Below are 19,797 nucleotides of genomic sequence, written 5' to 3' on the forward strand. Positions count from 1 at the left end.
GCTCCAGCGCCGTATCGAGACCCCGCGCCAGGTCTCGCCACGCTCCCACGTCGCTACTCGACCTGTGTTGATCGCGCAAGTGCCGTATCGATACCCACCCGACGGCAGACGCGGCTACGCTCGAATGGTGAGTTCAGCGACCGCCGTCATCGTCGTCGCCGCGGGCAGCGGCACCCGGCTCGGCCACACCGAGCCGAAGGCGTTCGTACCGCTCGGCGACGGCACGATCCTCTCGATCGCCGTCGATGCCGTGCTCGGCATGCGCGAACCGCCGCACCTCGTGCTCGTCGTGCCGGCCGATCTGGTCGATGCAGCCAAGGCGGCGTTCGAGCAGGCCGCTGCCGAGGCATCCGTCCAGCTCGTCGTCGTGGCGGGCGGATCGACTCGTCAGCAATCCGTTGCTCGCGGCCTTGCGGCGCTCCCGCCCTCGGTCGAGACCGTGCTCGTGCACGATGCGGCGCGGGCCCTCGCACCCGCTCTGCTCTTCGACGAGGTCGCCGGTGCCGTTCGAGCCCGGCGGCGAGGCATCGTGCCGGCACTCGACGTGGTCGACACCGTCAAACGGGTCTCGAAAGACGGGCACGTGCTCGAGACCGTCGACCGGTCGACGCTGCGCGCGGTGCAGACGCCGCAGGGATTCCCGCGGGGGTCGCTCGATCACGCCTACGCCACGGTTCACGGAGACTTCACCGATGACGCGGCGCTCGTGGCGTCCGCCGGGCTCACCGTCGAAGTGGTGCCCGGCGACGTGCGTGCATTCAAGATCACCGTGCCGGCCGACCTCCACCGCGCAGAGCAGCTCGTGAACGAACGGCGGGCTACGGTCGCGGTCGGCCGTGGAGCGCCGCGCATCGGCACCGGCACCGACGTGCACGCGTTCGCCGACGACGCCGACGTGCCGCTCTGGCTCGCCGGTCTCGAATGGCCGGGCGAGCGCGGTCTGTCAGGCCACTCCGACGGCGATGCCGCGGCGCACGCGATCTGCGATGCCCTCCTCGCCGCTGCGGGGCTCGGCGACGTCGGTCAGGTGTTCGGCACGGCCGACGCACGATTCGAGAGGGCGCACGGGGAGGTGTTCCTGACCGAGACGCGCCGTCTCGTCGAAGCCGCGGGCTGGCGCGTGGGCAACGTCACGGTGCAGCTCGTCGGCAACCAGCCGAAGCTCGCGCCGCGCCGGGCCGAGGCCGAGGCGTTTCTGTCACGCATCCTCCACGCGCCCGTGAGCGTGTCGGCGACGACGAGCGATGCGCTGGGATTCACCGGCCGCGGTGAGGGCGTCGCGGCGATTGCGACGGCCCTGTTGCTGCCCGTCGCCTAAGGCGCAGTCGCGGAGGTCTCGGACACGCCCGGCCGGTAGGCTTGCGGAGTGACCGTGCAACTCTACGACTCGAAGGCGCAGGCCCTCCGTGATTTCGTACCCCTCCGTGAGGGGCACGTCGGCATGTACGTCTGCGGACCGACGGTGCAGTCGAGCCCGCACATCGGGCACCTGCGCAGTGCACTGGTCTACGACATCATGCGTCGCTGGTTCGCATACCGCGGCAACGACGTCACGTTCGTGCGCAACGTCACCGACATCGAAGACAAGATCTTGAACGCGGCCGTCGCCTCGTCGACCGGTGAGCAGTGGTGGGCGCTCGCCTACCGCGTCGAGCTCGAGTTCACGGCGGCGTATGCCTCGCTCGGCATCTTGGCGCCCACGTACGAACCGCGGGCGACCGCGAGCGTGTCGCAGATGCAGGAGCTCATCGAGCGGCTCATCGAGCGCGGCTATGCGTACGCGGCCCCGGATGCCTCGGGCGACGTGTACTTCGACACTGCGAGCTGGCCCGCCTACGGCGAGCTCACGCGTCAGACCCTCGACAACATGGAGGCCGCGACCGACGCCAACCCGCGCGGCAAGCGCGACCCGCGCGACTTCGCCCTCTGGAAGGGCCGCAAGGAGGCCGAACCGGATTCGGCGAGCTGGGCCTCGCCGTGGGGCGATGGTCGCCCCGGCTGGCACATCGAATGCTCGGCCATGGCCACACGATACCTCGGCACCGAATTCGACATTCACGGCGGCGGCCTCGACCTGCGTTTCCCGCACCACGAGAACGAACTCGCGCAGTCGACCGCGGCCGGCGACGAGTACGCCCGATATTGGGTGCACAACGGACTCGTGAATATCGGCGGGCAGAAGATGTCCAAGTCGCTCGGCAACTCCGTGTACGCGGCGGAGTTGTTCGAGCTCGCCTCGCCGCTCGCCGTGCGCTACCTGCTCGGCGCCGCGCACTACCGGTCGACGCTCGACTACGTGCCCGGTTCCCTCACCGAGGCCGAGGCGGTCGTCGACCGCATCCGCGTCTTCCTGTCCCGAGTCGAGCGGCGGCTCGCCGGCACCAGGTACGCCGGAATCGGCGCCCCGGTGATTCCCGACGTCTTCGCCGCGGCGATGGACGACGACCTCGGGGTGCCGCAGGCACTCGCCGTGCTGCACGACACGGTACGCGCCGGCAATCAGGCGCTCGACGCCGAAGAGCTGCACGACGCGGCAGTGGCGCACGGGCAGGTCGTCGCCATGGTCGAGGTGCTCGGCATCGATCCGCGCGACGCCCAGTGGGCGGCGGCCGACGCCGGCCCCGCGGCATCCGCCCTCGACGCCCTCGTCACCGGCCTCATCGAAGACCGCCAGGCTGCGCGCGAGTCGAAGGACTACGCTGCCGCAGACCGCATCCGCACCGAACTCTCGGCCGCGGGCATCACCATCGAAGACAGCCAGACCGGAACGCATTGGAGCTTGGGACTATGAAAGGCAGCAGCGGCAAGTCGCGCGCCGGAGCCGTGCGCAAGGGGACGAGCAAGCAAGTCGGCTCCGGAGGCCAGGGGCGTCAGGCGCTCGAAGGTAAGGGGCCGACGCCGAAGGCCGAGGATCGCGCCTGGCATCCCGCGGGCAAGCGCAAGGCGGCGGAAGAGCGCTATCGCTCGTCCGGCGGCAAGCGGGTTGCGGGCCAGGAGCAGCGTGGGGGCGCTCCGCGCGGCACGTCGGGTGCTGCTCGACGGCCGAAGTCGGGCGACGAGTCCGAGATCGTGACCGGCCGCAACTCGGTTGTCGAGGCGCTTCGAGCGCGTATTCCGGCGACGACGCTGTATGTCGGCGCGCGCGTCGAGATGGACGACCGCGTGCGCGAGGCGATGAAGGTCGCCACGAACCGCGGCATCCCCATTCTCGAGGTCATGAAACCCGAACTCGATCGGCTCGCCGGCGACGGCGGCGTGCATCAGGGGCTCGCGCTGAAGGTGCCCGCCTACGAGTACGCGCATCCGATCGAATTGCTCGACGAGGTGTTGGCCCGCGACGAGACCCCGCTGTTCGTCGCGCTCGACGGCATCACCGACCCGCGCAACCTCGGCGCGATCCTCCGCTCGACGGGCGCGTTCGGCGGCCAGGGCGTCATCGTGCCGCAGCGTCGCTCGGTCGGAGTGAACTCCGCAGCGTGGAAGACCTCGGCAGGTGCGGCGGCACGGGTGCCCGTGGCGATGGCGCCGAACCTCACGCAGACGCTCAAGGCGCTGAAGGAACGCGGGGTCTTCGTGCTCGGCCTCGACGGCGGCGGAGATGTCTCGCTGCCTGGCCTTTCATGGGCCGATCGCCCGATTGTGATCGTCGTGGGCAGCGAGGGCAAGGGGCTCTCGCGGCTCGTCGCCCAGACGTGCGACGCGATCGTCTCGATCCCGATCAGTGCCGCGACCGAGTCGCTGAACGCTGGCATCGCGGCATCCGTCACCCTCTACGAGATCTCCAAGCTCCGCGCCGAATAAGGCCGTTCGTTGGTCGAGTAGTGAGCGTCGGCGAGCGTGTCGAGATTCGCCGGTGATCGAGGGTTCGTCGGTCGAGTAGTGAGCGTCGGCGAGCGTATCGATACCCGCCGGTGATCGAGGGTTCGTTGGTCGAGTAGTGAGCGTCAGGGAGCGTATCGAGACCCTCACGAGCGTACGCTTCGTCGATCCGTGGAAACTCCTCTGCGAAGACGAGGCGTACGGGGCGTCTTACGCTCTTATACGCGGCGCCCTCACCTGCATCGTGTTGCGCGGTCCGGCGTTCGAGGTCGATCGTGCTGCCGACGTAGTAGCTTCCGTCCGCGCATTCGAGGATGTACATGTGGGCCATGCCCGCGAGTCTGCCGATGTTCCGCCCAGGGGATCCACGTTGTCCACAGGGGGGATCGATACGCTCGCTGGCGCTCGCTACTCGACCGGCGGGTTCCTGTGGGGGATCGATACGCTCGCTGGCGCTCGCTACTCGACCGGCGGGTTCCTGTGGGGGATCGATACGCTTGCTGGCGCTCGCTACTCGACCAACGGACCTGTATACGCTCGTTACGGCGGGTATCGGTGTGGGTCAGACGTTCATTCGCCAGTCGCCGTCGTCGTCGGGATCGAGGGCGGCGAAGGCCGCGGTATCGGTCGAGGGGATCGTCTCGACCGGCATGGTGAACGCGCCGGTCGGCGGCCCGATCACGGTCGCCTCGTCGCGCCGATGCCGCAACACGGTGTTGATATAGGAGGTCACCGCTTCAGCCAGCGGGATGTCGTGCCCGGCCTGCTGGGCGAGGTACCAGCGGTGGTCGAGCAACTGGTGGAAGACCTCGGCCGGCTCGAGCTTGCCGCGCAGCTCGAGCGGAATCGCCCGTACGACAGGTTCGAACACGCGCATGAGCCACTCGTGCGCGACCATCTCCTCGTCGAGCTCGGTCTTGCCGTAGGCGGCCCGGTACGAGTCGAGGTCGTTGAGCAGTCGCCGGGCCTGGTTCTCGCCGGCGTCGACGCCGGTGAGTCGCAGCAGGCGCCGCTGATGGTGGCCGGCGTCGACGACCTTCGGCTGGATGCGCACGGTCGTGCCGGTCTCGTCGGTCTTGATCGCGAGCTCTTCGATGTCGAAGCCGAGCTCGTTCAGGCGGTTCACGCGTTCGTTGATGCGCCATCGCTCGGCGCTCGAGAACGACTCGGATCCGGTGAGTTCGATCCAGAGGCTTCGATATGCCTCGACGATGCCGTTCGAGATGTTCACGGGATCGAGTTCGTCGGCCACCTTGCCGCCCGCTTCGAGGTCGAGCAGTTCGCCCGCGATGTTGACCCGGGCGATCTCGAGGTCGTTCTCGCGTTGGCCGTTCGAGAGTCCGCCCTCGTAGAGCTTGCCGGTCTCGGCGTCGACGAGGTACGCCGCGAATGCACCCGCGTCGCGGCGGAACAGGGTGTTCGAGAGTGAGACGTCACCCCAGAAGAATCCGACGATGTGCAGGCGCACCAACAACACGGCGAGGGCGTCGACGAGCCGCGTCGCGGTGTCGGGCCGGAGGGTCTGCGAGAAGAGTGCCCGATAAGGGAGTGAGAAGCGGAGGTGCCGCGTGACGAGCACGGGCTTGAGTGCGTCGCCTTCGGCATCGGTGCGATTGGTGATGAACGCGACGGGCTCGACGCACGGGATGTCGAGACGCTGCAGCGTGCGCAGCATCTCGTACTCGCCCTTGGCCATGTCGGCCGTCGTCTCCTTGATCGCCACGACGTGGGCGCCGAGGTGCGCGAACCGCACGAGGTGGCGTGAGATTCCCTTGGGCAGTGCCGCGATGGTGTCGTTCGGCCACGCCTCGAGAGGGAGGTCCCAGGGCAGGTCGAGCAGTGCAGGGTCGGCCATGGCCGAGGTGATGGAGAGTGAGCCGCTCATTTGTGCTTCAGCGTAGTCGCGGTTGCGAGGGGGCGCAGATGGAGCGGACACCGATGGAGCGGACACCGATGGAGCGGGCGCAGATGGAGCGGACACCGATGGAGCGGGCGCAGATGGTGTGGGCGCAGAACGGGCGGAGAACAACGATGCCGGCCGGGCCGAGGCCCGGCCGGCATCGCCGGTGACTGCGTCGGTCAGCTCACCACGACCTTGCCGCCGAGGCGGTCGCCCGACTCCGCGTCGAAGAGGTGCACGTGGTTCGGCGTGGCAGTGAGGTACACCTTGTCGCCGGCTGACGGGTGCAGGCGTCCGTCGACGCGAGCGACGATGTCGGTGCGCTTGCCCTCGACCGTGGAGTGGCCGTAGAGGTAGCCGTCGGCGCCGAGCTCTTCGACGAGGTCGACCTCGACTGCGAGGCCCTCACCCTGAGTGGCCGACACGACGATGTCTTCGGGGCGCACGCCGATGGTGGCGACCTTGCCACTCGACTGGGCGAGCGTCTCGCGGTCGACCGGCACCGTTGCGGTGCCGAACTTGATGCCATCGTCGACGAGGTCGGCGTGGAACAGGTTCATCGCGGGCGAGCCGATGAAGCCGGCGACGAACACGTTCTTCGGGGCTTCGTACAGATCGCGCGGGGTGCCGACCTGCTGCAGGACGCCGTCTTTCAGCACGGCGATGCGGTCGCCCATGGTGAGCGCCTCGGTCTGGTCGTGCGTGACGTAGACCGTGGTGACGCCGAGACGACGCTGGAGCGAGGCGATCTGCGTACGGGTCTGCACACGGAGCTTCGCGTCGAGGTTCGACAGCGGCTCATCCATGAGGAACACCTGGGGCTGGCGCACGATCGCGCGGCCCATGGCGACGCGCTGACGCTGGCCGCCCGAGAGTGCCTTCGGCTTGCGTGCCAGGTAGGGCTCGAGGTCGAGGAGCTTGGCCGCCTCGAGTACACGAGCAGCGCGCTCCTCTTTGCCGATGCCCGCGATCTTGAGCGCGAAGCCCATGTTCTCGGCGACGGTCATGTGCGGGTAGAGCGCGTAGTTCTGGAAGACCATCGCGATGTCGCGGTCTTTCGGCGGCACGTCGGTGACGTTGCGGTCGCCGATGAAGATGTTGCCCTCGTTGACCTCTTCGAGGCCGGCGAGCATGCGGAGCGAGGTTGACTTGCCGCAACCAGAGGGGCCGACGAGGACGAGGAACTCGCCGTCTGCCACCTCGAGGTCGAGCTGATCGACGGCCGGCCGGTTGCCTCCGGGGTAGATGCGGGTGGCCTTGTCGAACGTGACTGACGCCATGATTCTGTTTCTCCTTCACCGGCAGGTACGTGCCGGACGATCCGTTGTGATGGACTGCGTCGACGCTGACGCCCACTCAGTATCGCATGCACGGGTGGCCGCGATGCACACGTTCCGGCCGGGGCATCCAGTCGGAACTCGGCGCGCTCGCGGCATCCGTTTGGGTGATTCCCAGCCATCCTCCCTACTATCGTCTTTGCGTCCGCATGCACAAGCGCGCGCCCACACAGCGACCGGAGTGACCATCGATGAGCAACGGCGGATCGAATCAGCCACGTCCCACCCGTAACGAGCAGCGCGAAGCGGCACGTGAGACGGCGCGAGTTCTCCGCGAGGACCAGAAGAAGCGCGAGCGCCGCAACAAGGTGCTCCTTCAGGGCGGCGTCATCGTCGCAGTCGTCGCGATCGCGGCGGTCATCGGCACGCTGATCTTCCAGAGCGTCAAGCCGGCGGGCCCCGGCCCCGCCAACATGGCGAGCGACGGCATTCTGCTCACGGGTGTCGACGGCGTCATCACGGCGACCGAGACCCCTGCGCTGGCTGCCGGCGGCACCCCGACCCCGACCGTGCCCGACGACAGCGGCACCGTGGCCAACATCGTCATGTACATCGACTACCTGTGCCCGTTCTGCGGCCAGTTCGAGTCGACGAACTCCGAGTCGATCAGAACGATGGTCGAGTCGGGGGCTGCGACGCTCGAGGTGCACCCGATCGCACTGCTGACCAACAAGTCGGCCGGCACGCAGTACTCGTTGCGCGCCGCGAACGCTGCGGCATGCGTCGCGGATGCCTCGCCCGAGTCGTTCTTCGACTTCAACGCACTGCTCTTCGAGAACCAGCCCGAAGAGACGTCGACCGGCCTCGACGATTCCAAGATCAAGGCGCTCGCGAAAGAGGCGGGTGTCAGTTCCCTCTCGACGATCGAGAAGTGCATCGACGACACCCAGTTCAAGAAGTGGGTTCAGGATGCCACGACGCGCGCGCTGACCGAGCCGGTGCCCAATTCCGACCTCGAGTCGATCAAGGGCACCCCGACGGTGCTCGTGAACGGCAAGCAGTACGAGGGCTCGCTCACGGATCCGGCCGAGTTCCAGTCGTTCGTGCTGCAGGCGACGGGTGAGACCTTCTCGGAGTCGACCTCGACGCCGACTCCGACGCCCACGCCGGCGTCCTGACGACCGTAGCGCCCAACGGGGGTCCGGCTGCTGCCGGGCCTCCGCGCGTTCGGCGTGCATGCGATCGATAGGATGTCGGAGAGGCACGCCTCGCCGGCTTGGCGCAATTGGTAGCGCACCGCTCTTGTAAAGCGGGGGTTACGAGTTCGAATCTCGTAGCCGGCTCTTGATGCAGAATTCAGCCGCGAAGGCCGTCGACGAGACGGACCGCACCGCCCGCACGAACCACGAGCATGCTCATGCTGATCGCTCCCGTCTGCCGATGTGGCTCGCACTCGTGCTCGCGCTCGCCTTCGGAGCCTTGACGGCGTTGCAGTCGCGAGTGAACGGCCAGCTCGCGGCTGCGCTCGACGACCCGTTCACGGCAGCGGCGATCTCCTTCGGCAGCGGCCTCGTCATCCTGCTCGCCGTGCTGAGCCTGTGGCGGCCAGGGCGGGTCGGCACGGCACGTGTCATCGGCGCACTGCGCCGGCGGGAACTCGCGTGGTGGATCGTGCTCGGCGGCCTTGCGGGAGCCTGGTTCGTGACCACGCAGGGCTTGTCGGCGGGCGTCATCGGCGTGGCCCTGTTCACGATCGCCATCGTCGCGGGGCAGACCATCGGCGGAATCGTCTTCGACCTCGTCGGCCTCGGGCCCGGCGGTCGCCGGCCGCTCAGCGCGACGCGTGTCGCAGGCGCGGTCCTCGCGCTCGCCGCGATCGGCTGGGCGGTGTCGGCTCAGATCGCGAACGAGGTGCCGGTGCTCCTCATGGTGCTGCCGTTCGTCGCGGGCCTCGGCTCGGCGTGGCAGCAGGCGGTGAACGGTCGGGTCAAGGTGCTCGCCGGCAGCGCGCTCACCGCGACGGTGTTCAACTTCGCGGTCGGCACCACGGCCCTCGTCGTCGTGATGCTCGTGCACGCGGCATCCGCGGGGTGGCCCGCTGCGATGCCGACCGAACCATGGCTCTACGCGGGAGGTGCGATCGGCTGCATATTCATCGCCGGGCAGGCGATGCTCGTTCGCGTCATCGGGGTGCTCCTGCTCGCCCTCTGCGGGGTTGCTGGGCAGCTCACGGCAGCGCTCGCCCTCGATCTACTGCTGCCGACGGCCGGTCGGCCGGTCGATCTCGCGACGATCGGCGGCACGGCACTGGCGCTCGTCGCCGTCGTGGTCGCATCGATCCGCTGGGGTCGGCGGAAGCATGCAGCTCCGCACGTGGCCGACGCGACGGGCGGTGTCGACGTGACGGCCGCCGACGACGCGACGACCGACACCGAGATCAGTCGAGCGAACTGAACCGCGAGGCGGCCGCGACGTCGGGGCCGCGATCGGGTCGCGGGCTGTCTGGCAGTCCGCCGACGTACAGCCAGCCGAGGAGTCGTTCACCGGACGCGAGACCGTGCAGTTCGGCGACGAGTGGATGCCGCGTGTGCGGGCCCGAGCGCCACATCACGCCCCATCCCGCCTCGTCGAGCAGCAGGCTCAGCTGATGGGCGACGCCCGCCGCAACCGCCTCCTGCTCCCACTCCGGCACCTTGTGGTGCTGTGAGGTGACGGCCACGATCGCGAGCAGCAACGGCGCCCGCAGCGGCTTGCCCGCGAGCCGGGCGCCGTGTTCGCCGTCGAGTCCGGCCGCACCTGCGAGCGCAGTGCCCAGTCGAACGCGAGCGTCACCGCGAAGGGCGATCACCCGCCACGGCCGTAGCGCGGCGTGATCGGCGACCCGGCCTGCCGCCTCGAGCAACGCGATGATCTGGGGGTCATCGGGCGAGGCATCCGTCACCTTCGGCGCCGACCGCCTCGCGAGCATGGCCTCGCGAACGGAAGCCGCCACTCAGGCCTCGGCCGTGAAGTCGAGGGAGAGCGAGTTCATGCAGTAGCGGTCGCCGGTGGGGGTGCCGAACCCGTCGGGGAAGACGTGGCCGAGGTGTGAGCCGCAATTCGCACAGCGCACCTCGGTGCGCACCATGCCGAGCGAGGAGTCTTCGATGAGCTCGACGGCCTCGGGGCGAACCGACTCGTAGAAACTCGGCCAGCCGCAGCCGGAGTCGAACTTCGTGCCGCTCTGGAAGAGCTCGGCGCCGCACGCGGCGCACGCATACACGCCGGCGCGCTCTTCATCGAGGAGTTCACCCGTCCAGGGGCGCTCCGTCGCCGCCTCCCGGAGCACCGAGTATTGCTCGTCACCGAGCTCGGAACGCCATTCCTCTTCGGTCTTGTCCACGTTGTACGCCATGTGCGGTCCTCTCTCAGTCCTCGCGTCGGTGCTCGACCATGCTCGCAGGTCCGGCGGCGGGTTCCGACATCGGTTGCAACGCACCGACGCGCTCCGATGTTCCGAGCTGCGGGCGGGTGCGCGGGATGGACCGCGAGCGGACCGGACACACGCCGCCGCCACTCGGCTCGTGCACGGGCGAGAGTGTCTAGGATTTGTGCAGGCGGTGCATCCGGCTCGCCTCGATGGGAGGTCGTATGAGCGCCGAGCGCACGCAGCGCCGTCCCCCCGAGTCGGCACTCGACGAACGCGCTGTACGCGTGCTCGCGTTCGAGTCACGTGCGTGGCAGCAGCCGGGCGCGAAGGCGGAGGCGATCCGCGACGAGTTCGCGATCTCCGCCGCCCGCTACTATCGGATACTCGGCGAACTCATCGATTCGCCCGCGGCCCTCCGGCACGACCCCATGCTCGTCAAGCGACTGCAGCGGTTGCGTGCGGCCCGGGCGGCGGCGCGAACGCGGCGTTCCCTCTCGATCGGCCGACCGCTCGACTGAGCGCGGCCCCGACCCGACGACTGGACCCATGGCGCAGAAGTTCCCCCGTGATCGTTTCGACTCGATTCCGCATGGCATCGATCGCGTCGGCGCGCATCGGGCGCCCGCACGCAAAGGTGCCGGCTGGATCACCTTCGGTTGGGCGACGCTCGCGACCGTCGTACTGGTGGGCGTGGGGATCGCCGCCGTCATGCTCTTCAACGACCGGCTGAACGTCGGCGATCCGACGGCCGCAGGGCCGAGCGCCGAGCCGGTCGTCACCGCCGAGCCCGTGGTCGCCCCCGACATCCCGGTGCTCGTGCTGAACGGCACGGCCACGTCGGGCCTCGCAGCCAGGGCGGAGGAGACCCTCGTCGCCAGCGGCGTGCCGGTCGGCTCCACCGCGAACGCGAGCGACGACACCCTGACCGAGACCGTCGTGTACTACGCGACACCCGACCTCGAGGGGGCCGCTCGAGGCGTCGCGCAGTTCCTGCCCGAGGCCGACGTGCGGATGTCCGACCAGTTCGTGGCAACAGGCAACCAGCTCGTCGTCGTGCTCGGATCCGACTACGCGGACGCCACGGCGGGCTGACCGTCGATCCAATCGTTGCCATTCCGAGACCTGTTGGCCGGTCCATGCTCTTGTGCCCGCACGCCTCGTCGTGAGTATCTGGACTCGGTCGCTCTACCCGTGTGAACGCCCGGTGCCGTCTCGGCGCCCCGTCAGCACGAACGAGGGCCCGGTACAGGCGACAGGCACGTGCTGATCGACACACGGCAACATGGGAGCAACGCATGGCGAACGGAACCGTGAAGTGGTTCAACGCTGAAAAGGGTTACGGATTCATCACCGTCGACGAGGGGGGTCAAGACGTCTTCGTCCACTACTCCGCGATCGACATGTCCGGCTACAAGGTGCTCGAAGAGGGCCAGCAGGTCGTGTTCGAGGTCGGCACAGGCTCGAAGGGCCCTCAGGCCGAGGCGGTCCGCCCAGCTTGAGCCGGTTCCACCTGATCCGCCCGGCAGGTCGCCGTAGGTCCGTGGCGTGCCGCAGACCGACTCCGACGCCCGCTCGACTACGCTGACCGCATGGCAGCGCGGGCCCGGCCGACACCGCTTCGGCGGGCAGCAGCGTTGGCCGTGCTCGCCTCGACCGCGGTGCTGCTCGTCGGGTGCCAGCCGTCGGCGTCCAACCCCGACACGCAATCCGGCGGAGTGACGTCGCGTCCTGTGGCCGACTCGTCCGCAGTGGCGGTGGCGTTCGCGCCGCTCCGAGGCACGGCGGCGGATGCTGCGGGGCTCGCGCATCCCTCGCTCGCCGTGAAGATCGACAACCACGAAGAGGCTCGCCCGCAAATTGCGATGAATCGAACCGACATCGTCTTCGAGGAGCTCGTCGAGGGCGGCATCACCCGGTACCTCGCGGTCTGGCATTCGGATGTCCCCGACGAGCTCGGCCCCGTGCGCTCGATTCGTCCGATGGATCCCGACATCGCGACGCCGTTCGGCGGCATCATCTCGTATTCGGGTGGGCAGGAGCGGTTCGTCGAGATGATGATGGCGACGCCGCTCCTCAACATCGTCTTCGACTACGACGACACCGGTCTCTTCTACCGCGCCGACGAACGGCCGGGGCCGCACGACGTGATCCTCCGTGCCGGCGAGGCCGTTTCGCGAAACGCGTCGCTTGCGCCGCCGCCGGCGCAGTTCGCGTACGGCGCGGCGGACCCGTTGGCTGCGCCGGCCCTCGCTGCGGCCCCGACGTCGCGGATCGATCTCGTGTTCTCCGATGCGCGCTTCCCTGCATGGGAGTGGGACGGCGGGGCATCCGTGTGGTTGCGCTCGCAGGAAGGCGCCCCTGATCTCGAAGCTTCGGGGGAGCGTGTGCGGGCCACGAACGTGGTGACCCTGCGGGTCGGCATCGACGAGAGCTACGAAGACGTGCCGAAGACGGTTCTGATCGGCTCGGGCGAGGCCTGGGTCTCGGTTGCGGGCCGCACAGCGCACGGCACCTGGTCGAAGGACGCCGCGGCGTCGCCGATCACCCTCACCGCCGATGACGGCTCACCGTTGCGCCTCGCCCCCGGCAACACCTGGGTGGAGCTCGTGCCGGACGAGGGTTCGGCGAGCTTCACGCCCTGAGCGGACAGCCCGGCGCTCGCTTGCACTCCCGACGGTCGAGTGCCAGAATCGTCTTAGCACTCACTCGTTTTGAGTGCTAACCCAACGAATCTTTGAAGACGTCCGGGAAAGGACGAGAGAAACACATGGCAAAGATCATTGCTTTCAACGAGGAGGCCCGTCGCGGCCTCGAGCGTGGCCTCAACACGCTCGCCGACGCGGTGAAGGTGACCCTCGGCCCGCGTGGCCGCAACGTCGTGCTCGAGAAGAAGTGGGGCGCGCCCACGATCACGAACGACGGCGTGTCGATCGCCAAAGAGATCGAGCTCGACGACCCGTACGAGAAGATCGGTGCCGAGCTCGTCAAGGAGGTCGCCAAGAAGACCGACGACGTCGCCGGTGACGGCACCACGACCTCGGTCGTGCTCGCCCAGGCGCTCGTGCGCGAGGGCCTTCGCAACGTCGCAGCAGGCGCCGACCCCATCTCGCTGAAGCGCGGCATCGAGAAGGCCGTCGCGGCCGTCGAGACCGAGCTCCTCGCGAACGCGAAAGACGTCGAGACGAAGGAAGAGATCGCCGCAACGGCTTCGATCTCGGCCGCCGACGAGCAGATCGGTGCACTCATCGCCGAGGCGATCGACAAAGTCGGCAAAGAGGGTGTCGTCACCGTCGAGGAGTCGAACACCTTCGGCACCGAGCTCGAGCTGACCGAGGGCATGCGCTTCGACAAGGGTTACCTCTCGGCGTACTTCGTCACCGATCCCGACCGTCAGGAAGCGGTCTTCGAAGACCCCTACATCCTGATCGTCAACGGCAAGGTCTCGAACATCAAAGACCTGCTGCCGATCGTCGACAAGGTCATCCAGACCGGCAAGCAGCTCCTGATCATCGCTGAAGACGTCGACGGCGAGGCTCTGGCCACGCTGATCGTCAACAAGATCCGTGGCATCTTCAAGTCGGTCGCCGTCAAGGCTCCCGGCTTCGGCGACCGTCGCAAGGCGCAGCTGCAGGACATCGCGACGCTCACCGGCGGCCAGGTCATCTCGGAAGAGGTCGGCCTCAAGCTCGAGAACGTCACCCTCGACCTGCTCGGCACCGCTCGCAAGGTCATCATCACCAAAGACGAGACGACCATCGTCGAGGGTGGCGGCGAAGAAGAGGCGATCGCAGGCCGTGTCTCGCAGATCCGCAAGGAGATCGACAACACCGACTCCGACTACGACCGCGAGAAGCTGCAGGAGCGCCTCGCCAAGCTCGCGGGCGGCGTCGCCGTCATCAAGGCGGGTGCGGCGACCGAGGTCGAGCTCAAGGAGCGCAAGCACCGCATCGAAGACGCCGTTCGCAACGCGAAGGCCGCCGTCGAAGAGGGCATCGTCGCCGGTGGTGGCGTCGCCCTGATCCAGGCGGGCAAGACCGCGTTCGAGAAGCTCGAACTCACGGGTGACGAGGCGACCGGCGCGAACATCGTGCGCGTGGCCATCGACGCGCCGCTCAAGCAGATCGCCCTCAACGCCGGCCTCGAGCCGGGCGTCGTGGTCGACCGCGTGCGCAACCTCCCGATCGGCCACGGCCTGAACGCCGCGACCGGCGAGTACGTCGACATGCTGGCTGCCGGCATCAACGACCCGGTGAAGGTCACCCGTTCGGCGCTGCTCAACGCTGCGTCGATCGCTGGCCTCTTCCTCACCACCGAGGCCGTCGTCGCCGACAAGCCCGAGAAGAACTCGGCTCCGGCCGGCGACCCCACGGGCGGCATGGACTTCTGACCCTGAGCGGAGCGTAGCTCCGCTTGGTCAGGGTCGAGTGACCGGCCCCTCCGGCCGGTCGTGTCGAGACCAGGTTCGCGTCACGCGACGCACACGATGGGCGTCTCCCTCACGGGAGGCGCCCATCGTCGTGTCGGCGCGGCGCATGGGCGCCCCGGTTCAGGCATGGGGTCGCTCCAGCCCGGCCGCGGCAGCCACACTGCCCGGCAGCACGACTGCCCGACTGCACGACAGTACGACTGCACGACAGCCCGACAGTACGACTGCCCGACAGCGCGACAGCGCGACTGCCCGGCAGCAACGACAGCACGACTGAGCTTCAGCGCAGGAACAGCCGGGCGTTCGACTGCTCGGCGTCGGAGTATTGCACCGCAGCGGTGCCGAGGGCGGTGTTGAGACCGGCGAGGCTCTCTTCGACCTGCGTCTGCGTGGCTCGCCAGTCGGCGACGGCTCCCTGGAACGCGGACGAGGCCTGCCCCGACCACGAGGACTGCAGGCCCGTGAGCTGGCCGAGCAGCGACGCCACTTCGGACTGGATGCGTCCGATCGTGCCGCGCATCGTCTGGGTCGCAGCGGCGACCTGCTCGGAGTCGACCTGGTACGTGGTCATGGTGTTCCCTTCGTTCGGTGTGTCGCCACGCTACGCGCGCATCGACGGAGGGGAACCGCGCGGGCACGCATCGGTGCCCGGCATCCGTCGCCCGCCGCATGTTGAGGACGAGTCGGGGCGCGCAGAAGGATGCGCGGTCGCTCAGTCGGTGTTGACCGACCGGGGCGATGCCGCTGCGCCGGCCAGAGGCAGCGACACCCGGAAGGTCGCTCCACCGCCCGGTGTCTCGACGACGTCGACCGTGCCGTTGTGCGCAGCGACGATCGAGGACACGATCGCGAGTCCGAGGCCGGACCCACCCGTCTCGCGTGTGCGGGACGTGTCGGCGCGCCAAAAACGCTGGAAGATCTTCTCGCGGATCTGCGGCGGGATGCCCTCACCGTGATCGACGACCTCGATCATCGCGCGCTCGGCGGATTCATCGACGGAGATGCGGATTTCGATGGGACTGTCGGGGGCGGTGAAGCGGATCGCGTTGCCCATCAGATTCGTGATCACCTGGCGGATCTTGTTCTCCTCCGCGAGCACGACCGTGCGCCGCACGGGTTTCTGGCGGCCCTGAGCCGAGGGAGCCTCCGCCGTCGCCGGTGCGGCGAGCGCGTCAGCGGCAGCGGCCGACGCAGCGGCCGCAGCGGCCGATGCGCGAACGGCGCGTTTCGAGGGCGCGGATGCTCCGCCTCCGGTCTTCCCCGTCGCCCGTCGGCTGCCGGTCGTCGTCGCAGCCTCGCCGCGAGGACGGCGGCCGCGCAACCGTGCGAGCGTCGCACCCGCGAATGAGATCGGTCCGGTGAGCGTGCTGGCGCGGTCGGCAGCGGGTTCGAGCTCGACCTCGAGGTCGGGGGCGGGCTCGCCCGCGGCATCCGCCCGGCTGACATCTTCGGGCGCGATCACCGTGATCGTGCGAGCGGGGTGCGCGGCCATCGTGTCGAGGGCGGCGTCGCGCGCGAGCGGCACGAGGTCGACTTCGGCGAGTTCGAGCGGCTTGGCCTCATCGAGACGGGCGAGGGCGAGCAGGTCTTCGACCAGGCCGCCCATGCGGATCGCCTCCTTCTCGATGCGCTCCATCGCCTGACCGACTTCTTCCGGGCTCTGCAGGGCGCCCATGCGGTAGAGCTCGGCATAGCCGCGCACCGAGACGAGAGGAGTGCGGAGCTCGTGCGAGGCGTCGCCGACGAACCGGCGCATCTGGTCGATCGTGCGCGCGCGATCACGGAACGCGCGATCGATGCGGTTCAGCATCGTGTTGAGCGAACGGTTCAGCCGCCCGACCTCGGTGTTCGGCGTCGCCCCGCCGAGGCGCTGGCTGAAGTCGCCGTCGGCGATCGCGGCAGCGGTGCGCTCGACCTCGCGGAGCGGCATGAAAGTCGTGGTCACGAGCATGCGGGTCAGGAGCGCTCCGACGAGCACGACGCCGAATCCGAATCCGAGGAAGATCGTCAGGTAGACGGCGAGCAGTTGCTCGGTGTCTTTCGAGGAGACGGCGATGATGACCGCCGAGTAGGCACCGTGCTCGTCGGCGAGCGTGATCGTGGTGACACCGCGGAAGCTCGGCGATCCCTGCGCATCCTCCAGTTTCAAGACCGTGTACGTCGAGCTGTTGAGCTCGTTCACCTTGGCCTGGGTGAGCATCTCGGGAATGACGGGACGCGACTCGGGAGGGCGGTCATCCCAGTTGGTCTGCTGCAGTTCGCCGGACGCTGCATCGTAGATCGCGATGAAGACATCGTCAGAGGGCATGAACTCGCGCTTGTCGAGGTCTTTCTCATCGGTGAAGTATTTCTTCAGTTCACCCGATGCGATCGACTCGAGCTTGGAGGTCATCTGCTCTTCGACGTACGAGCGCAGCATCGCCGCGGTTCCGATTCCTGAAACCAGAAGTCCGAGCGTGAGCATGAGCACGGTGACACCCGTGATCTTGGTACGCAGCGAGATGCGGTTCCACCGCTCGGAGATCTGATTCATGGCTGGCCGAGTCTAGGTTGGCCTTCCTGAGTCAGGGCTTGGAGGACTTCAGCATGTAGCCGAATCCGCGCTTGGTCTGGATCAGCGGCTCGGCGGAGTGCTGGTCGAGCTTGCGTCGGAGGTAGGAGATGTAGCTCTCCACGATGCCGGCATCGCCGTTGAAGTCGTACTCCCACACGTGGTCGAGGATCTGCGCCTTCGACAGCACCCGGTTGGGGTTCAGCATGAGGTAGCGCAGCAACTTGAACTCGGTCGGGGAGAGTTCGACCGGCACGTCGCCGACGAGCACTTCGTGGGTGTCCTGGTCCATCGTGAGTTCGCCGGTGCGGATCACCGCGTCTTCTTCGGCGTGCATCGTACGGCGCAGGATCGCCTTGATTCGCGCGACGATCTCGTCGAGGCTGAAGGGCTTGGTGACATAGTCGTCGCCCCCGACCGTCAGGCCGGTGATCTTGTCTTCGGTGTCGTCTTTGGCGGTGAGGAAGAGGATCGGTGCGGTATAGCCGGCCGAGCGCAGGCGCTTGGTCACGCCGAAGCCGTTCATATCCGGCAGCATGACGTCGAGGATGATGAGATCGGGTTCCTCTTCGAGCACCGCGGAGATGGTCTGCGCGCCGTTGCTGACCGCACGCACGGCGAAGCCGGCGAATCGAAGGCTGGTGGTGAGAAGGTCGCGGATGTTGGGCTCGTCGTCGACGATGAGAATTCGTGGTCCGTCGCTCATGTGATGATTCTCTGCGCATCGGCTGAAACTTTCCTGAACATTCTTCGAGGGTCGCGATTCCGGAGTGTCGGATGCCGCGCGCGCCGGGCAGCCCGCGACGTGGAAGACTCGGCAACATGGCCAGTCGTACACAGGTGATCCGGCGCATCGGCCCGCGCGAATTCGACTTCGCACGAGAGGTCGCCGTCATGGCGATCGTCAACCGCACGCCGGACTCGTTCTACGACCGAGGCCGCACGGAGGCGCTCGAGGCGGCAGTCGATGCTGCGAATCGGGCGATCGAGTTCGGCGCCGACTGGATCGACGTCGGCGGTGCGAAGTTCGCTCCGGGTCCGCCGATCCCGCCCGCCGAAGAGATCGACCGCGTGGTGCCGGTGGTGGCTGCGCTCGCGGGATCAGGTGCCGTGATCTCGGTCGACACGTTCCAGCCCGAGGTGGCTCGGGCCGCGATCGCGGCGGGCGCCCACGTCGTCAACGACACGACGGGCATCCACGACCCGGCCATGGCCGACGTCGTCGCCGAGACCGGGGCGACGATCGTCGTCACCCACAGCCTCGCGAAGCCGCGCACGCCGTATCCCTCGCCGCAGTACGGCGATGTCGTCGCCGAGGTGTCGGCGTTCCTCGCCGAGCGGGTGGCCCTCGCGGAGTCGCGAGGTGTGGCATCCGATCGCATCATCGTCGACCCGGGCCATGACCTCAACAAGCACACGCTGCACTCGCTCGAGCTCACTCGCCGCCTCGGTGAGATCACCGCGCTCGGCTATCCGACGCTCGTGGCGCTCTCGAACAAGGACTTCGTCGGCGAGAGTCTCGGCCGCCCGCGGGAACAGCGCATCGAAGGCTCGATCGCCGCCGCCGTGTACTGCGTCATGCGGGGCGCCCGCATCGTGCGGGTGCACAACGTGCGCGAGACCGTCGACGCGATGCGCATGATCGGGGCGATCGAGGGGTGGCGCGAGCCGGTGTTCCTGGAACACAACCGATGAGCGCCGCAGGGCCGGCGCTCGACCGCGACGAGCTCTTCGCGGCGAACGCGTTGCCCGACCGCGAGTCGCGGCGGGTGCGCATGAACTTCGTGGCGAGCCTCGACGGTGCGGCGACGATCGAGGGTCGCAGCGGCGGCCTCGGCGACGCGAACGACCGTCTCACGATGCAGGTGTTGCGCGCTCTCGCCGATGTCGTTCTGGTCGGCGCGGGCACGGTGCGCGCCGAAGGCTACGGCGGGCTCGCGGTCGGCGAAACGGATGTCGCGTGGCGCGTCGCTCACGGGCTCTCGCCGCAGCCGAGGGTCGCCGTAGTCTCCTCCGCGCTCGAGCTCGATCCCGATGCCGCGTTCTTCACGGCGGCCGTGACCCGTCCGATCGTCGTGACCCACGCGGCGTCTCCCGCTGCGCGCCGCGAGGTGCTCGCGCAGGTCGCCGACGTCGTCATCGTCGGCGAACGCTCCGTCGATCTGCGCGCCATGCTCGATGTGCTCGCCGAGCGGGGGTTTCGGCAGGTGCTCTGCGAGGGCGGGCCGCATTTGTTCGGCTCGCTGCTCGAGGCCGACCTCGTCGACGAACTCTGCCTCTCGCTCAGTCCGCTGCTGGTTGGAGGAACCGCGGGTCGCATCGTGCGTGGCACCCCCGAGTTCGAGCGGCGCATGCACCTCGTGCACGCGATCCCCGCAGGCGACCTCCTGCTCTTGCGCTACTCGCGCGCCTGAG

Annotated in this window: 20 protein-coding genes and 1 tRNA gene; 13 read left to right on the forward strand and 8 right to left on the reverse strand. The window is 68.3% G+C overall.

All coding sequences use genetic code 11. The features are described 5' to 3' along the window. The first annotated feature begins 124 nt into the window (after window positions 1-124). Genes ispD through rlmB form a run of 3 tightly spaced genes read left to right on the forward strand, consistent with a single transcriptional unit; the run spans window position 125 to window position 3,801 of the window. Window positions 125-1,318: a 2-C-methyl-D-erythritol 4-phosphate cytidylyltransferase gene (gene ispD, locus AC1C2R_RS13995; protein ID WP_495380310.1), complete on the forward strand. Its 1,194-nt coding sequence runs from the start codon at window positions 125-127 to the stop codon at window positions 1,316-1,318. 48 nt (window positions 1,319-1,366) lie between these two features. Beyond that, a complete protein-coding gene (cysS, locus tag AC1C2R_RS14000) occupies window positions 1,367-2,791 on the forward strand; it encodes a cysteine--tRNA ligase (protein ID WP_495380311.1) in 1,425 nt (474 codons plus the stop codon). Next, complete coding sequence (gene rlmB / locus AC1C2R_RS14005; RefSeq protein ID WP_495353094.1) at window positions 2,788-3,801, forward strand: 23S rRNA (guanosine(2251)-2'-O)-methyltransferase RlmB; 1,014 nt, start codon at window positions 2,788-2,790, stop codon at window positions 3,799-3,801. Before cysS ends, rlmB begins: the two co-directional genes overlap by 4 nt. Here the strand turns inward: rlmB and AC1C2R_RS14010 are convergent. From AC1C2R_RS14010 to AC1C2R_RS14020, 3 genes are all read right to left on the reverse strand, one after another. Next, on the reverse strand, window positions 3,764-4,150 hold the full coding sequence (locus tag AC1C2R_RS14010; RefSeq protein ID WP_495380312.1) for a GIY-YIG nuclease family protein: 387 nt from the start codon (window positions 4,148-4,150) through the stop codon (window positions 3,764-3,766). The genes rlmB and AC1C2R_RS14010 overlap by 38 nt on opposite strands. A gap of 231 nt (window positions 4,151-4,381) precedes the next feature. Beyond that, a complete protein-coding gene (locus AC1C2R_RS14015) occupies window positions 4,382-5,704 on the reverse strand; it encodes a DUF4032 domain-containing protein (protein ID WP_495353096.1) in 1,323 nt (440 codons plus the stop codon). Window positions 5,705-5,898: 194 nt separating this feature from the next. After that, window positions 5,899-6,999, reverse strand: a complete 1,101-nt coding sequence (locus AC1C2R_RS14020) for an ABC transporter ATP-binding protein (RefSeq protein WP_495353097.1) — start codon at window positions 6,997-6,999, stop codon at window positions 5,899-5,901. A gap of 248 nt (window positions 7,000-7,247) precedes the next feature. Here AC1C2R_RS14020 and AC1C2R_RS14025 point away from each other — a divergent pair, with 248 nt between their 5' ends. The 3 genes from AC1C2R_RS14025 (at window position 7,248) to AC1C2R_RS14035 (ending at window position 9,450) form a co-directional block, all read left to right on the forward strand. Beyond that, complete coding sequence (locus AC1C2R_RS14025) at window positions 7,248-8,174, forward strand: DsbA family protein (RefSeq protein ID WP_495353098.1); 927 nt, start codon at window positions 7,248-7,250, stop codon at window positions 8,172-8,174. A gap of 92 nt (window positions 8,175-8,266) precedes the next feature. Then, a tRNA-Thr gene (locus tag AC1C2R_RS14030) sits at window positions 8,267-8,339 on the forward strand. A gap of 4 nt (window positions 8,340-8,343) precedes the next feature. Beyond that, complete coding sequence (locus AC1C2R_RS14035) at window positions 8,344-9,450, forward strand: DMT family transporter (protein WP_495380313.1); 1,107 nt, start codon at window positions 8,344-8,346, stop codon at window positions 9,448-9,450. Here the strand turns inward: AC1C2R_RS14035 and AC1C2R_RS14040 are convergent. Together AC1C2R_RS14040 and msrB are read right to left on the reverse strand one after the other, a co-directional pair. Further along, the gene (locus tag AC1C2R_RS14040; RefSeq protein ID WP_495353100.1) at window positions 9,434-9,988 is read right to left on the reverse strand and encodes a nitroreductase family protein; all 555 of its coding nucleotides are present in this window, start codon (window positions 9,986-9,988) and stop codon (window positions 9,434-9,436) included. The genes AC1C2R_RS14035 and AC1C2R_RS14040 overlap by 17 nt on opposite strands. Continuing rightward, window positions 9,989-10,390 carry a peptide-methionine (R)-S-oxide reductase MsrB gene (gene msrB, locus AC1C2R_RS14045; RefSeq protein WP_495353101.1) on the reverse strand — a complete coding sequence of 134 codons (402 nt, stop codon included), beginning with the start codon at window positions 10,388-10,390 and terminating at the stop codon, window positions 9,989-9,991. Window positions 10,391-10,626: 236 nt separating this feature from the next. Between msrB and AC1C2R_RS14050 the strand changes: the two genes are divergently transcribed. The 5 genes from AC1C2R_RS14050 (at window position 10,627) to groL (ending at window position 14,792) form a co-directional block, all read left to right on the forward strand. Next, window positions 10,627-10,923: a DUF3263 domain-containing protein gene (locus tag AC1C2R_RS14050; protein WP_495353102.1), complete on the forward strand. Its 297-nt coding sequence runs from the start codon at window positions 10,627-10,629 to the stop codon at window positions 10,921-10,923. Between the two features lie 28 nt (window positions 10,924-10,951). Beyond that, on the forward strand, window positions 10,952-11,497 hold the full coding sequence (locus AC1C2R_RS14055; RefSeq protein WP_495353103.1) for a LytR C-terminal domain-containing protein: 546 nt from the start codon (window positions 10,952-10,954) through the stop codon (window positions 11,495-11,497). Between the two features lie 203 nt (window positions 11,498-11,700). Next, window positions 11,701-11,904: a cold-shock protein gene (locus tag AC1C2R_RS14060; RefSeq protein WP_108595877.1), complete on the forward strand. Its 204-nt coding sequence runs from the start codon at window positions 11,701-11,703 to the stop codon at window positions 11,902-11,904. 90 nt (window positions 11,905-11,994) lie between these two features. Continuing rightward, a complete protein-coding gene (locus AC1C2R_RS14065; RefSeq protein ID WP_495380314.1) occupies window positions 11,995-13,047 on the forward strand; it encodes a DUF3048 domain-containing protein in 1,053 nt (350 codons plus the stop codon). Window positions 13,048-13,172: 125 nt separating this feature from the next. Beyond that, a complete protein-coding gene (gene groL / locus AC1C2R_RS14070; protein ID WP_495353105.1) occupies window positions 13,173-14,792 on the forward strand; it encodes a chaperonin GroEL in 1,620 nt (539 codons plus the stop codon). Window positions 14,793-15,111: 319 nt separating this feature from the next. Here the strand turns inward: groL and AC1C2R_RS14075 are convergent, their stop codons facing one another. The 3 genes from AC1C2R_RS14075 to AC1C2R_RS14085 all read right to left on the reverse strand — a co-directional run bounded on the left by AC1C2R_RS14075 (window position 15,112) and on the right by AC1C2R_RS14085 (window position 18,088). Continuing rightward, on the reverse strand, window positions 15,112-15,402 hold the full coding sequence (locus AC1C2R_RS14075) for a WXG100 family type VII secretion target (RefSeq protein WP_495353107.1): 291 nt from the start codon (window positions 15,400-15,402) through the stop codon (window positions 15,112-15,114). Between the two features lie 141 nt (window positions 15,403-15,543). Further along, complete coding sequence (locus AC1C2R_RS14080) at window positions 15,544-17,364, reverse strand: sensor histidine kinase (RefSeq protein ID WP_495353108.1); 1,821 nt, start codon at window positions 17,362-17,364, stop codon at window positions 15,544-15,546. 31 nt (window positions 17,365-17,395) lie between these two features. Beyond that, entirely contained in the window at window positions 17,396-18,088 is a 693-nt protein-coding gene (locus AC1C2R_RS14085) for a response regulator transcription factor (protein ID WP_495353109.1), read from the reverse strand. A 116-nt stretch (window positions 18,089-18,204) separates the two neighbouring features. Between AC1C2R_RS14085 and folP the strand changes: the two genes are divergently transcribed. After that, a complete protein-coding gene (folP, locus tag AC1C2R_RS14090; RefSeq protein ID WP_495380315.1) occupies window positions 18,205-19,077 on the forward strand; it encodes a dihydropteroate synthase in 873 nt (290 codons plus the stop codon). Beyond that, on the forward strand, window positions 19,074-19,796 hold the full coding sequence (locus AC1C2R_RS14095; RefSeq protein WP_495380316.1) for a pyrimidine reductase family protein: 723 nt from the start codon (window positions 19,074-19,076) through the stop codon (window positions 19,794-19,796). Before folP ends, AC1C2R_RS14095 begins: the two co-directional genes overlap by 4 nt. The last annotated feature ends 1 nt before the right edge of the window (window position 19,797 follow it).

This window comes from Agromyces sp. Y182 (assembly GCF_059445385.1).